Annotated in this window: 8 protein-coding genes; 3 read left to right on the plus strand and 5 right to left on the minus strand. The window is 67.3% G+C overall.

The genetic code is table 11. The annotated features are described in order from the left end of the window. Positions 1-116 precede the first annotated feature (116 nt). From AWC30_RS09280 to rplJ, 5 genes are all read right to left on the minus strand, one after another. Positions 117-4,067: a DNA-directed RNA polymerase subunit beta' gene (locus AWC30_RS09280; protein ID WP_085109911.1), complete on the minus strand. Its 3,951-nt coding sequence runs from the start codon at positions 4,065-4,067 to the stop codon at positions 117-119. Positions 4,068-4,106: 39 nt separating this feature from the next. Beyond that, positions 4,107-7,616, minus strand: a complete 3,510-nt coding sequence (gene rpoB / locus AWC30_RS09285; RefSeq protein ID WP_085109912.1) for a DNA-directed RNA polymerase subunit beta — start codon at positions 7,614-7,616, stop codon at positions 4,107-4,109. A gap of 384 nt (positions 7,617-8,000) precedes the next feature. Further along, a complete protein-coding gene (locus AWC30_RS09290) occupies positions 8,001-9,065 on the minus strand; it encodes an ABC transporter ATP-binding protein (RefSeq protein ID WP_085109913.1) in 1,065 nt (354 codons plus the stop codon). Between the two features lie 242 nt (positions 9,066-9,307). Continuing rightward, entirely contained in the window at positions 9,308-9,700 is a 393-nt protein-coding gene (gene rplL, locus AWC30_RS09295; protein WP_085109914.1) for a 50S ribosomal protein L7/L12, read from the minus strand. A gap of 50 nt (positions 9,701-9,750) precedes the next feature. Further along, positions 9,751-10,338, minus strand: coding sequence for a 50S ribosomal protein L10 (gene rplJ / locus AWC30_RS09300; protein WP_085109915.1), 588 nt, complete (start codon positions 10,336-10,338; stop codon positions 9,751-9,753). 439 nt (positions 10,339-10,777) lie between these two features. Between rplJ and AWC30_RS09305 the strand changes: the two genes are divergently transcribed. The 3 genes from AWC30_RS09305 (at position 10,778) to AWC30_RS09315 (ending at position 14,046) form a co-directional block, all read left to right on the plus strand. After that, positions 10,778-12,142: an ABC1 kinase family protein gene (locus tag AWC30_RS09305; protein ID WP_207568422.1), complete on the plus strand. Its 1,365-nt coding sequence runs from the start codon at positions 10,778-10,780 to the stop codon at positions 12,140-12,142. 2 nt (positions 12,143-12,144) lie between these two features. Then, positions 12,145-13,050 carry an alpha/beta fold hydrolase gene (locus tag AWC30_RS09310; protein ID WP_085109925.1) on the plus strand — a complete coding sequence of 302 codons (906 nt, stop codon included), beginning with the start codon at positions 12,145-12,147 and terminating at the stop codon, positions 13,048-13,050. 135 nt (positions 13,051-13,185) lie between these two features. Then, positions 13,186-14,046 (plus strand): cyclopropane mycolic acid synthase family methyltransferase, encoded by an 861-nt coding sequence (locus tag AWC30_RS09315; RefSeq protein ID WP_085109917.1) that lies wholly within the window; start codon positions 13,186-13,188, stop codon positions 14,044-14,046. Positions 14,047-14,290 lie beyond the last annotated feature (244 nt).

Below are 14,290 nucleotides of genomic sequence, written 5' to 3' on the forward strand. Positions count from 1 at the left end.
ACGTGAACCTGTGCGCACGTTCGGCGCGCGGCGGGTACTCAAGCGCGGCGCGGTACTCAAGCGCGGTGAAAACGAGGAAAGCCCCGGGCGCACCCGGGGCTTTCCTCGTCGTGGGACTACCGGTAGTCGGAGTAGCCGTAGTCGTCCAGCGGCACCGCGGCACCGGTGCCGGTGCCGAAGTCCGGGCTGTAGTACTGATCCTCATACGACGGGATCGTGTACGCCGCGGCCCGGGCCTCCTCGGTGGGCTGCACCTGGATGTTGCGGTAGCGGTTGATGCCGGTACCGGCCGGGATCAACTTACCGATGATCACGTTCTCCTTCAGACCCTCGAGGCGGTCACTGCGGCAGTTGATCGCCGCGTCGGTGAGCACCCGGGTGGTCTCCTGGAAGGACGCCGCGGACAGCCACGAGTCGGTGGCCAGGGACGCCTTGGTGATCCCCATCAGCACCGGACGGCCGGCGGCGGGCTCGCCGCCCTCGGCCATCACCCGACGGTTCTCCGACTCGAACTCGGCGCGCTCGGTGAGCGAGCCGGGCAGGAACTCGGTGGAACCGGAGTCGATGATCGTGACCCGGCGCAGCATCTGCCGGACGATCACCTCGATGTGCTTGTCGTGGATGGACACACCCTGGGCGCGGTAGACCTCCTGGACCTCCTTGACCAGGTGGATCTGCACCTCGCGGGGGCCCTGCACGCGCAGCACCTCGTGCGGGTCGGCGGAGCCCTCCAGCAACTGCTGGCCCACCTCGACGTGGTCGCCGTCGGCCAGCAGCCGCTCCTCGCCGTCGGCGTGCTTGAACACCTTCAGCCGCTGACGCTTGGAGAGCTTGTCGTAGACCAGCTCCTCACCACCGTCGTCCGGGATGATCGTGATCTTGTAGAACCGCTCGTCCTCCTCCAGCCGGATGCGACCGGAGACGTCGGCGATCGGCGCCTTACCGCGCGGCACCCGGGCCTCGAACAGCTCCTGCACCCGCGGCAGACCGCCGGTGATGTCCTCACCGACACCACCCTGGTGGAAGGTGCGCATGGTCAGCTGGGTACCGGGCTCACCGATGGACTGGGCGGCCACGATGCCGACGGCCTCGCCGATGTCGACCAGCTTGCCGGTCGCCATCGAGCGCCCGTAGCACAGCGCGCACACCCCGGTGCCGGTGGCACAGGTGAGCACCGACCGGACCCGCACCGCGGTGATCCCGGCGGCCAGCGCCGCCTCGATCGCCGGGTCGCCGAGGTCGTGACCGGCCTCGACCACCACGTTGCCCTTCTCGTCGAGGGCGTCGGTGGCCAGCGTGCGAGCGTAGGCCGACGTCTCGATGTGCGGGTCGCGGATCAGGGTGCCGTCCGGCTGACGCTCGGCCAGCTCCACGGTGATGCCCCGCTCGGTGCCGCAGTCGTGCTCGCGGACGATGACGTCCTGGGAGACGTCGACCAGACGACGGGTCAGGTAACCCGAGTCGGCGGTCCGCAACGCGGTGTCCGCCAGACCCTTACGGGCACCGTGGGTGTTGATGAAGTACTCCAGCACGGTCAGACCCTCGCGGAACGAGGACTTGATCGGACGCGGGATGAACTCACCCTTGGGGTTGGTCACCAGGCCCTTCATCCCCGCCAGCGTGCGGGTCTGGGTGAAGTTACCGGTGGCGCCGGATTCCACGATCGTGATGATCGGGTTGTCGGCCGGGTAGTGGTCGCGCAGCGCCTCACCGACCTCGTCGGTGGCTTCCTTCCAGATCTCCACCAGCGCCTCGGTGCGCTCGTCGCGGTTGAGGGCACCGCGCTGGAACTGCTTTTCCACCTTGTCCGCCCGCGCCTCGTAGGCGTCGAGGATCTCCTTCTTGCGCGGGGGCACCAGCACGTCGGCCATCGACACGGTGACCCCGGAACGCGTGGCCCAGTAGAAGCCGGCGTCCTTGAGCTTGTCGACGGTCTGGGCGACGACGATCATCGGGTAGCGCTCGGCCAGATCGTTGATGATCGCGGCCTGCACCTTCTTGTGCATCTGCTTGTTCACGAACGGGTAGCCCACCGGCAACAGCTCGTTGAACATCACCCGGCCCAGCGTCGTCTCGGTCGACCAGGCGTCGCCCGGGCGCCAGCCGTTCTCACCGAACAGCTCGGTCTCGACGTCGGCGGGTGGCCGCTGATCGCTCAGCCGCACCTTGATCCGGGCCCGCACGCTCAGCGCACCGCGGTCGGCGGCCATGATGGCCTCCGCCGGCGAGGAGTACACGCCCGACTCCGGGGTGTCCTTGGCCGCCGGCGTGTATTCGCCGGTCTCGCCCTCGATCTCGGTGGTCAGGTAGTACAGACCGGTCACCATGTCCAGCCGCGGCATGGCCAGCGGACGGCCCGACGCCGGGGACAGGATGTTGTTGCTCGACAGCATCAGGATGCGCGCCTCGGCCTGCGCCTCGGCGGACAGCGGCAGGTGCACCGCCATCTGGTCACCGTCGAAGTCGGCGTTGAACGCCTCACACACCAGCGGGTGCAGCTGAATCGCCTTGCCCTCCACCAGCTGCGGCTCGAAGGCCTGGATGCCCAGGCGGTGCAGCGTCGGTGCGCGGTTGAGCAGCACCGGGTGCTCGGCGATGACCTCTTCGAGGACGTCCCACACCTGCGGACGCTGACGCTCCACCATCCGCTTGGCGCTCTTGATGTTCTGCGCGTGGTTCAGGTCGACCAGGCGCTTCATCACGAACGGCTTGAACAGCTCGAGTGCCATCAGCTTCGGCAGGCCGCACTGGTGCAGCTTGAGCTGCGGACCGACCACGATCACCGAACGACCGGAGTAGTCGACACGCTTACCGAGCAGGTTCTGCCGGAACCGGCCCTGCTTGCCCTTGAGCAGATCGGACAGCGACTTCAGCGGGCGGTTGCCCGGGCCGGTGACCGGCCGGCCGCGACGGCCGTTGTCGAACAGCGCGTCGACCGACTCCTGCAGCATCCGCTTCTCGTTGTTGACGATGATCTCGGGCGCACCCAGATCCATCAGCCGCTTGAGGCGGTTGTTGCGGTTGATCACCCGGCGGTACAGGTCGTTGAGGTCGCTGGTGGCGAACCGGCCACCGTCGAGCTGCACCATGGGGCGCAGTTCCGGCGGGATCACCGGGACGGCGTCGAGCACCATGCCCATCGGCGAGTTGCCGGACTGCTGGAACGCCGCGACCACCTTGAGCCGCTTGAGGGCGCGAAGTTTCTTCTGCCCCTTGCCGTTCTTGATGGTGTCGCGCAGCGAGTCGGCTTCGGCGTCGATGTCGAAGTTCTCGATCAGCTTCTGGATCGCCTCGGCACCCATCGCACCGGTGAAGTACTCGCCGTAGCGGTCGATGAGCTCGCGGTAGAGGTTCTCGTCGACGATCAGCTGCTTGATGGCCAGCTTGGTGAAGGTGGTCCAGATCTCGTCGAGCCGGTCCAGCTCCCGCTGGGCCCGGTCGCGCAGCTGACGCATCTCGCGCTCGCCGCCGTCGCGCACCTTGCGGCGGGCGTCGGCCTTGGCACCCTCGGCCTCGAGCTCGGCCAGGTCGGCCTCCAGCTTCTGCGCGCGGGCCTCCAGGTCCGCGTCGCGCTGGTCCTCGACGGCCTTCTTCTCCACCACCATCTCGGCTTCGAGGGTGGACAGCTCGTTGTGCCGCATCTCCTCGTCGACGCCGGTGATCACGTAGGCGGCGAAGTAGATGATCTTCTCGAGGTCCTTCGGCGCCAGGTCCAGCAGGTACCCCAGCCGCGACGGCACGCCCTTGAAGTACCAGATGTGGGTGACCGGGGCGGCCAGCTCGATGTGGCCCATCCGCTCGCGGCGCACCTTGGCGCGAGTGACCTCCACACCGCAGCGTTCACAGATGATGCCCTTGAAGCGCACCCGCTTGTACTTGCCGCAGTAGCACTCCCAGTCGCGAGTCGGCCCGAAGATCTTCTCGCAGAACAGGCCGTCCTTCTCGGGTTTGAGCGTGCGGTAGTTGATGGTCTCCGGCTTCTTCACCTCACCGTAGGACCATTGCCGGATGTCGTCGGCGGTGGCCAGACCGATCCGGAGTTCGTCGAAGAAGTTGACGTCGAGCACGTAACGCCCTTTCCCCTTGCGGGTTTTGGTAACGAATAACTAAGCGAGGTCCTCAACCGAGGCGGATTCGTTGCGGGACAGGTTGATACCCAGGTTCGCTGCAGCGCGCTCCAGGTCGTCGTCCTCGCCTTCGCGCAGCTCGATGGCCGCACCGTCGCTGGAGAGCACCTCGACGTTGAGGCACAGCGACTGCAGCTCCTTGAGCAGCACCTTGAACGATTCCGGGATGCCGGGCTCGGGGATGTTCTCCCCCTTGACGATGGCCTCGTAGACCTTGACCCGCCCGACCGTGTCGTCGGACTTGATCGTCAGCAGCTCCTGCAGCGTGTAGGCCGCGCCGTAGGCCTGCATCGCCCAGCACTCCATCTCACCGAACCGCTGACCACCGAACTGCGCCTTACCGCCCAGCGGCTGCTGGGTGATCATCGAGTACGGGCCGGTGGAGCGGGCGTGGATCTTGTCGTCCACCAGGTGGTGCAGCTTCATGATGTACATGTAGCCGACGGTCACCGGGTACGGGAACGGCTCACCGGAGCGCCCGTCGTAGAGCACCGCCTTGCCGTCGCCGTTGACCAGCACGTTGCCGTCCCGGTCGGGCAGCGTGGAGGCCAGCAGACCCTGCAGCTCCTCCTCCTGGGCACCGTCGAACACCGGGGTGGCGGTCTTGGTGTCCGGCTGCGCGGACAGCAGCTCCTCGGGCAGCTTGGTCGCCCAGTCCGGGGTGCCCGCGGCGACGTCGATGTTCCAGCCGGCCTTGGCCACCCACCCCAGGTGGGTCTCCAGAATCTGACCGATGTTCATCCGTCGCGGCACACCGTGGGTGTTCAGGATGATGTCGACCGGGGTCCCGTCCGGCAGGAACGGCATGTCCTCGGTCGCGAGGATCTTGCCGATCACACCCTTGTTGCCGTGCCGGCCGGCGAGCTTGTCACCGTCGGAGATCTTGCGCTTCTGGGCGACGTAGACCCGGACCAACTCGTTGACGCCGGCGGGCAGTTCGTCGTCGTCCTCGCGGGAGAACACCCGGATGCCGATCACCTTGCCGGACTCCCCGTGCGGCACCTTCAGCGAGGTGTCGCGCACCTCGCGGGCCTTCTCGCCGAAGATCGCGCGCAGCAGCCGCTCCTCCGGGGTCAGCTCGGTCTCCCCCTTCGGGGTGACCTTGCCGACCAGGATGTCGCCGTCGCGGACCTCCGCACCGATGCGCACGATGCCGCGCTCGTCGAGGTCGGCGAGCACCTCGTCGGAGATGTTCGGGATGTCCCGGGTGATCTCCTCGGCGCCCAGCTTGGTGTCGCGGGCGTCGATCTCGTGCTCCTCGATGTGGATCGAGGTGAGCACGTCCTCCTCAACCAGACGGTTGGACAGGATGATCGCGTCCTCGTAGTTGTGGCCCTCCCACGGCATGATCGCCACGAGCAGGTTCTTGCCCAGGGCCATCTCACCGTTCTCGGTGCACGGCCCGTCTGCGATGACCTGACCGTCCTCGACCCGCTGGCCGGCGTCCACGATCGGACGCTGGTTGGCGCAGGTGCCGTGGTTGGAGCGGTTGAATTTCCGCATCATGTAGGTCTGGCGGCTGCCGTCGTCGGCCATCACCGTGACGTAGTCGGCCGAGACCTCCTCGATGACGCCGGCCTTCTCGGCGACGACGACCTCACCGGCGTCGATCGCGGCCCGCAACTCCATGCCGGTCCCCACCAGCGGCGACTCGCTGCGCACCAGCGGCACCGCCTGACGCTGCATGTTCGCCCCCATCAGGGCGCGGTTGGCATCGTCGTGCTCCAGGAACGGGATCATCGCGGTGGCCACCGACACCATCTGGCGCGGCGAGACGTCCATGTATTCCACCTGCGCGGACGAGACGTACTCGACCTCGCCGCCCTTACGGCGCACCAGCACGCGGCTCTCGCTGAACCGGCCGTCGTCGTCCAGCGGCGAGTTGGCCTGCGCCACCACGTAACGGTCTTCCTCGTCGGCGGTCAGGTACTGCACCTCGTCGGTGACCACGCCGTCGACGACCTTGCGGTAGGGCGTCTCGATGAACCCGAACGGGTTGACCCGGGCGTACACCGACAGCGATCCGATCAGACCGATGTTGGGGCCTTCCGGGGTCTCGATCGGGCACATCCGGCCGTAGTGGCTGGGGTGCACGTCGCGGACCTCCAGCCCGGCCCGCTCCCGGGAGAGCCCGCCGGGCCCCAGCGCCGACAGCCGGCGCTTGTGGGTCAGCCCGGACAGCGGGTTGTTCTGGTCCATGAACTGCGACAGCTGGCTGGTGCCGAAGAACTCCTTGATCGCGGCGACCACCGGGCGGATGTTGATCAGGGTCTGCGGCGTGATCGCCTCGACATCCTGGGTGGTCATCCGCTCGCGCACCACCCGCTCCATCCGGGACAGCCCGACCCGGATCTGGTTCTGGATCAACTCCCCGACGGTGCGCAGGCGACGGTTACCGAAGTGGTCGATGTCGTCGACCTCGACCGGCACCTCGAAACCGCCGGGCGCGGTCATCGTGACCTGACCCTCGTGCAGGCGCACCAGGTACTCGATGGTGGCGACGACGTCCTCTTCGGTCAGCGTGCTGACCGAGGAGTCGATGTTGAGGCCCAGCTTCTTGTTGACCTTGTAGCGGCCCACCCGGGCCAGGTCGTAGCGCTTGTCCTTGAAGAACAGGTTCTCCAGCAGGGCCTGCGCGGACTCCTTGGTCGGCGGTTCGCCCGGACGCAGCTTGCGGTAGATCTCCAGCAGCGCCTCGTCGGGGCCTGCGGTGGAGTCCTTCTCCAGCGTGGACATCATGATCTCGGAGAAGCCGAACCGCTCGCGGACCTGCTCGTTGGTCCAGCCGAGCGCCTTGAGCAGCACGGTGACCGACTGGCGGCGCTTGCGGTCGATGCGCACTCCGACGGTGTCGCGCTTGTCGACGTCGAACTCCAGCCACGCACCGCGGCTGGGGATCACCTTCACCGAGTGCAGGGTCTTCTCGGTCGACTTGTCGATGCTCTCGTCGAAGTACACGCCCGGCGAGCGGACCAACTGGGAGACGACGACACGCTCGGTGCCGTTGATGATGAAGGTGCCCTTCTCGGTCATGATCGGGAAGTCACCCATGAACACCGTCTGGCTCTTGATCTCGCCGGTGTTGTTGTTCATGAACTCGGCCGTGACGAACAGCGGGGCCGCGTAGGTCATGTCCTTGTCTTTGCACTCCTCGACCGGCGCCTTGACGTCGTCGAAGCGCGGGTCGGAGAAGGACAGCGACATCGTGCCGGAGAAGTCCTCGATCGGGGACAGCTCGTCGAGCACCTCCTCCAGGCCGCCCTTGGCGGCGCCGTCGCCGCGCGCGGCGGCCTTCTCCCGCCACGTGTCGGCACCGATCAGCCACTGGAACGAGTCGGTCTGCACGTCGAGCAGGCCCGGGACCTCCAGCGGCTCGCGCAGCTTGGCGAAGGAAACGCGGTTAGGGGCTCCGGGAACGGAGTCGTTGGTCGTACTCGAGGGGTTCGTCTTGCTCTGGCGGGAGACTGCCAAGATGCGTCCTTCCAGCACCTCATGCGACCTGCGGGCCGGGTTGGCCCGATCGTCGCGAATTCTGCGTCGGTTCGGCTGGCAGACGTACTGTCCGGACCTCACGCACGGGGCCGGAAACCTGAGCGTGAAACGAGCTCAGACCGAGGCCACGATGTCAGGCGAGTGTGAGGTGGGCAGGGGGCAGCCAGCGCAACGACCAAGGATAGCGCAGCATCGGCTATTCCTCAACCGCGGCGTCACGGTGAGCTATCGACGCTGGCTGACGTCGTCTGAGTTCGGTGTGTCCACACGCTGACCACAAGATTGACCTGTTTGGCGCCGTCCGTCAAGCATTTCGGGAAGCCGAGTTGCGCGGCGGCCGGGTGGTCGGGTCGGCGTGAGGTTCCTCACTCGAGCCCGCCGCTACGCCTTCTGCGGAGGGATGGCCGCGGTGGGCGCCTCGTCCGGGTACTCGACGACGTCGCCGGAGTCGTTGGCGTGGTAGCGCCCGTTGTCCTCCATCGACTCCCGGATGGCCTGCTGGGCGGCCTCGGGCAGCGTGTGCATGATCGAGCGGACCCGCTCCTGGCGCCGGTGCACGGCCTGGCGGTCGGGCATTCCCGGCGAGGCCGACAGCTGCGGGGGCACGCCCTCGATCTCCTCGACCCCGCCGTGGTGCTGGCCGGCGTCGAGCATGGCCTGCTCCTCGGCCATGGTCGACTCGTCCTTCTCCTCCGACATCCCGATCGGGCCGATCCGTCGACCGTTGAGGAACTGCTTGACCACCGGCTCGTCGCTGGTCAACAGCACCTCGCGCGGGCCGAACATGACCAGTTCCTTGCGGAACAGCATGCCCATGTTGTCCGGCACGGTACGCGCGATGTTGATGTTGTGGGTCACGATCAGGATCGTGGCGTCGATCTGGGCGTTGATGTCGATCAGCAGCTGGCTCAGGTAGGCGGTACGCACCGGGTCCAGACCGGAGTCCGGCTCGTCACAGAGGATGATCTCCGGGTCGAGCACCAGGGCGCGGGCCAGCCCGGCACGCTTGCGCATACCACCGGAGATCTCGCCGGGAAACTTCATCTCGTCGCCGGTCAGACCGACCAGGGAGAGCTTCTCCATGACGATGTCACGGATCTCGCTCTCCTTCTTCTTGGTGTGCTCGCGCAGCGGGAAGGCGGTGTTGTCGAACAGGTTCATCGAGCCGAACAGCGCGCCGTCCTGGAACAGCACCCCGAACAGGGTCCGGATGTCGTAGAGCTCCTTAGCCGAGCACTGGATGATGTCGGTGCCCTCGATCTTGATCGAGCCGCGCTCCGGGCGCAGCAGACCGATCAGGGACTTCAGGAACACCGATTTGCCGGTACCCGACGGGCCCAGCAAGACGCTGACCTCCCCCGCGGGGATGGTCATCGACACGTCTTCCCAGATGCGCGACGAGCCGAAAGACTTGGTCAGCCCCTCGACCTCGATTGCTACGCCCACGCGAGTTCCTTCCGCTTTACGCCTCTACTACGCCTGTCGACCGGCCGTTCCGACCGCTGTGGCATCCGTCACTGTAGCTCACGGCTGCCCGTCAGATCATATTTCGGACCAGACGTCCCGGCCCGCTTGCCGGAGCACACTACCGACCCCCCGCCCTGCGGCGGCGCCCAGGATCGCCATCGGATACCCATGGGATGGCGAAGGGCCCCCGGACCGCGGTCCCGGGGGCCCTTCGACGAAACCTACTTGAGGGTGACGGTGGCGCCGGCAGCCTCGAGCTTGGTCTTGGCCTCCTCGGCGACGTCCTTGGCAACGCCCTCGAGCAGCGGCTTGGGAGCGCCGTCGACCAGGTCCTTGGCCTCCTTGAGGCCCAGACCGGAGACGACCTCGCGCACCACCTTGATGACGCCGATCTTCTTGTCGCCGGCGGCCTCGAGGACGACGTCGAACTCCGACTGCTCCTCGGCGGCCTCGGCGGCCGGGGCGGCACCGCCGGGAGCGGCGGCGACAGCGGCGACCGGGGCGGCGGCGGTGACGTCGAAGGTCTCCTCGAACGCCTTGACGAAGTCGGACAGCTCCAGCAGCGTCATCTCTTTGAAGACGTCGAGCAGTTCGTCGGTGGACAGCTTGGCCATGGTGGGGTCCTTTCCTTAGTCCCGGGTGGTTGTCCGGATGGGGGGTTGGGTTAGTCGGCGGCTTCGGCCGGGGTTTCGGCTTCGGCGGGTGCCTCGGCTTCGGGTTCGGCAGGAGCGGCGGCCTCGGCGGGCTTCTTCTCCTGCAGTGCGGCGGCGAGACGGGCCACCTGCGACGCCGGGGCGCTGAACAGCCCGGCCGCCTTGGACAGGTTGGCCTTCATCGCGCCGGCCATCTTCGACAGCAGCACCTCGCGCGACTCGAGGTCCGCGATGCGCTCGATCTCATCGACGCTCAGCGGGTGGCCGTCCATGTAGCCACCCTTGATGACCAGCGCCTTGTGGTCCTTGGCGAACTTCTTGATCGCCTTGGCCGCGTCGACGGTCTCACCGGTGACGAACGCGATCGCGGTCGGACCGACGAACAGCTCGTCGAGCCCCTCCACGCCCGCCTCGGCGGCGGCCCGCTTCACCAGCGTGTTCTTGGCGACCGAGTAGGTCGCCGTCCCGCTGAGCGAGCGGCGCAGCTCGGCGAGGTTGCTCACCGACAGGCCGCGGTACTCGGTGATGACGGTGGCGGTCGACGCCTTGAACTGCTCGGCGATGTCCGCGACGGCGGCGGCTTTGTCAGCCCTCGCCATGCATACCTCCTGGGTTCGGTGGTCTTCGGTCGCCGGCCGACCCGGGAGAACACGAACGCCCCGACGCAGGACGCGGTCGGGGCGTGAATTACGTCGGGAAACGACGTGGTGCCTCGTCCTCCTGCGTGGGCCGCCGGGATGCTCCCGGACCTTCAACCGATTGCTCGGTGACCGACGGTCTTGGGTGGATCGCGGTCAACGATAGCGCGGACGGGGCCGATCAGCCAAAACGGCGCCCGGCCGTCGTCGACTCTGCGTAGAGCACACTGTCTACTCGCACTTTTCCGTAGTGGACGCAGAGTCGATGGGTAGTCGATGGGTAGTCGACGGGTGCGGCCGGTGCGCGCTCGACGCGTCCCACCGTGAGCGCGCTCACGTTCGTCACCGTTCCTTCGGCGCTGAGCGGCGCGTTTGGCACACTACGGGAATGGGTTCGGGCATGAATTCGACGGGTACCGGTTCGACTGAGAACCGCGAAAACGCCAAGTTGGCTCGGGTGCCGCTGCCGGTCGAGGCCGCGCGGATCGGCGCGACCGGCTGGCAGCTGACCCGCACCGGCGCCCGGGTGCTGGTCAGCCTGCCCGGCCGTGGCGGCCTCCAGCAGAAGATCATCAAGCAGATCCCGCAGACGTTCTCCGATCTCGGCCCCACCTATGTGAAGTTCGGCCAGATCATCGCCTCGTCCCCCGGGGCGTTCGGTGAGCCGCTGTCGAAGGAGTTCCGCGGACTGCTCGACGCGGTCCCGCCGGCCGACCCCGCCGAGGTGCACAAGCTGATCGTCGAGGAGCTGGGCGCCGAACCGTCCGAGCTGTTCGCCGCCTTCGACGACACCCCGATCGCGTCGGCCTCGATCGCGCAGGTGCATTTCGCGACTCTGAAAACCGGCGAGGAGGTGGTGGTCAAGATCCAGCGACCCGGCATCCGCCGCCGGGTGGCCGCCGACCTGCAGATCCTCAAGCGCTTCGCCCAACTCGTCGAGGTCGCCAAGCTGGGTCGGCGGCTGTCCGCGCAGGATGTGGTGGCCGACTTCGCCGACAACCTCGCCGAGGAACTCGACTTCCGCATCGAGGCGCAGTCCATGCAGACCTGGGTGAGCCATCTGCACGCCTCGCCGCTGGGCAAGAACATCAAGGTGCCCGACGTGCACTGGGACTTCACCACCCGGCGGGTGCTGACCATGGAGCGGGTCGCCGGCATCCGCATCGACAACGCCGCCGAGATCCGCAAGGCCGGTTTCGACGGGGTCGAGCTGGTCAAGGCGCTGCTGTTCTCGACCTTCGAGGGCGGGTTGCGCCACGGGTTGTTCCACGGCGACCTGCACGCAGGCAACCTGCTGGTCGACGATCAGGGCAAGGTGATCTTCCTCGACTTCGGGATCATGGGCCGTATCGACCCGCGCACCCGCTGGCTGCTTCGCGAACTGGTGTACGCGCTGCTGGTCAAGAAGGACCACGCCGCGGCGGGCAAGATCGTCGTGCTGATGGGCGCGGTGGGCACCATGAAACCGGAGGGCGAGGCCGCCAAGGACCTGGAGGCGTTCGCCACCCCGCTGACGATGAAGTCCCTCGGCGACATGTCCTACGCCGAGATCGGCAGGCAGCTCTCCGCCCTGGCCGACGCCTACGACGTGAAGCTGCCCCGCGAGCTGGTGTTGATCGGCAAACAGTTCCTCTACGTGGAGCGCTACATGAAACTGCTGGCGCCGCGGTGGCAAATGATGTCCGATCCGGAGCTCACCGGCTACTTCGCCAACTTCATGGTCGACGTCAGCCGGGAGCACAACGCCGGCGGTCAGGAGGCGTGAACGTGCAGGTCCGCACCGGCATCGCGTCCTCCGGCGGCCTGGACATCGCCTATGAGGACATGGGCGATCCGGCCGACCCGCCGGTGCTGCTGATCATGGGGCTCGGCGCGCAGCTGCTGCTGTGGCGGACCGGGTTCTGCGAGAAGCTGGTCGCGCAGGGGCTGCGAGTGATCCGCTACGACAACCGCGACGTGGGGCTGTCGACCAAGCTGACCGGTCGGCACGTCGACGGCCCGGTGCCGGTGCGGATGGCGCGGTCCTTCTTCGGGCTGCGCAGCGCGGCGCCCTACACGCTCGAGGACATGGCCGACGACGCCGCCGCCGTCCTGGACCACCTCGGCATCGACCGGGCCCACGTCGTCGGCGCCTCGATGGGCGGGATGATCGCCCAGGTCGTCGCCGCCCGGTTCGCCGCACGCACCCGATCGCTGGGAGTGATCTTCTCCAGCAACAACCGGGCCTGCCTGCCGCCGCCGGCACCCAAAGCGCTGCTGTCACTGCTCACCGGTCCGTCCCCGAGTTCGCCGCGCGAGGTCATCGTCGACAACGCGGTGCGGGTCAGCCAGATCATCGGCAGCCCCGGCTACCGGACCCCCGAAGACCAGCTCCGCGCCGACGCGATCGCGAGCTACGAGCGCAGTTTCTACCCGTGGGGCATCGCGCGGCAGTTCGCGGCGATCCTGGGCAGCGGCAGCCTGGCCGGCTACGACCGGCAGATCACCGCGCCGACGGTGGTCATCCACGGCCTGGCCGACAAGCTGATGCGGCCGTCGGGGGGGCGCGCGATAGCGCGGGCCATCCGAGGCGCCCGGCTGGTGCTGATCGAGGGCATGGGACACGATCTGCCCGAGCCGCTGTGGGACCGGGTGATCAGCGAACTGACCGCCACGTTCGCGGTCGCCCGCTAACCGGGCGAGCGCCCCCTCGGTTTGAGCACGCCCAGGTCGGGCGGGTAGTGTTTGGCGTTGGTCTTACGCCGCGTTGAGCGAGCAGCGCCGGCACACTTGCCCCCTGGGCGGCAAACGGGTTTGGAGAATTCCCTCATGGCGAAGTTAGAGCCGAAGTACGAAGAACTTCAGTCGATCTATGACATCTCCGACGAGTTCTACGAGCTGTTCCTCGGCCCGACCATGGGGTACACCTGCGGGTACTTCGAGCGCGAGGACATGACCACCAGCGAGGCGCAGAACGCCAAGTTCGACCTGGCGCTGGGCAAACTGGGCCTGGAGCCGGGCATGACCCTGCTCGACATCGGCTGCGGCTGGGGCGGTGGCCTGCAGCGCGCGCTGGAGACCTATGACATCAACGTGATCGGCCTGACGATCAGCAAAAACCAGCAGAAGGCCGCGCAGGCCCGGCTGGCCAAGATCCCGACCGAGCGCAACGTCGAGGTGCGGCTGCAGGGCTGGGAGGAGTTCGACGGCAAGGTCGACCGGATCGTGTCGATCGGTGCGTTCGAGCACTTCGGCTTCGAGCGCTACGAGCCGTTCTTCGAGATGGCCTACAACGCCCTGCCCGCCGACGGCCGGATGCTGCTGCACACCATCTGCGTGCACGACTTCAGCGACCCGAACGGCGAGCACCCGCCGGTGACGATCACCACCGCCAAGTTCACCAAGTTCATCATGGACGAGATCTTCCCGGGTGGGCGGCTGCCGAGCATCGCGATGGTCGAGGACCACGCCGAGCGGGCCGGGTTCACCCTGACCCGGCGGCACTCGCTGCAGCAGCACTACGTGCGCACCCTGGAGCTGTGGGCCGAGGCGCTGCACGCCAACAAGGAGCGTGCGCTGGAGGTGCAGGGCCAGGTCGCCTACGACCGGTTCGACAAGTACCTGGTCGGTTGCGCGGACCTGTTCCGCAACGGCTACACCGACATCAACCAGTTCACCCTGCAGAAGTAGGCAGGCCCCCAAAACGGACCGCGGCGCGGTGCCCGTCCTCGGTGACGGGTCCCGCGCCGCAGTGCTTTCCCGGCCCGGCGCCGCGCAACGCAGAACGGCCCCACACCGGCGCGATGCCGGGTGGGGCCGTTCTGCGGCGTCTGCGGGCCTTTTCTGCTGCGCCTAGGTGTTGTGACCTGAGAGGTTGTTGACGGCGTGCCTGCTTGAAATGGGGAGGACCTCCTGACGGAGTGGATGTGTCTGG

Source organism: Mycolicibacillus trivialis, from assembly GCF_002102395.1.
Taxonomy (GTDB): Bacteria; Actinomycetota; Actinomycetes; order Mycobacteriales; family Mycobacteriaceae; genus Mycobacterium; species Mycobacterium triviale.

Excerpts from the sequence above, each read along its gene's own strand:
- rplJ (WP_085109915.1), bottom strand. The coding sequence starts at position 10,338 with ATGGCGAGGGCTGACAAAGCCGCCGCCGTCGCGGACATCGCCGAGCAG.
- AWC30_RS09305 (WP_207568422.1), top strand. The coding sequence starts at position 10,778 with ATGAATTCGACGGGTACCGGTTCGACTGAGAACCGCGAAAACGCCAAG.
- AWC30_RS09315 (WP_085109917.1), top strand. The coding sequence starts at position 13,186 with ATGGCGAAGTTAGAGCCGAAGTACGAAGAACTTCAGTCGATCTATGAC.
- rplL (WP_085109914.1), bottom strand. The coding sequence starts at position 9,700 with ATGGCCAAGCTGTCCACCGACGAACTGCTCGACGTCTTCAAAGAGATG.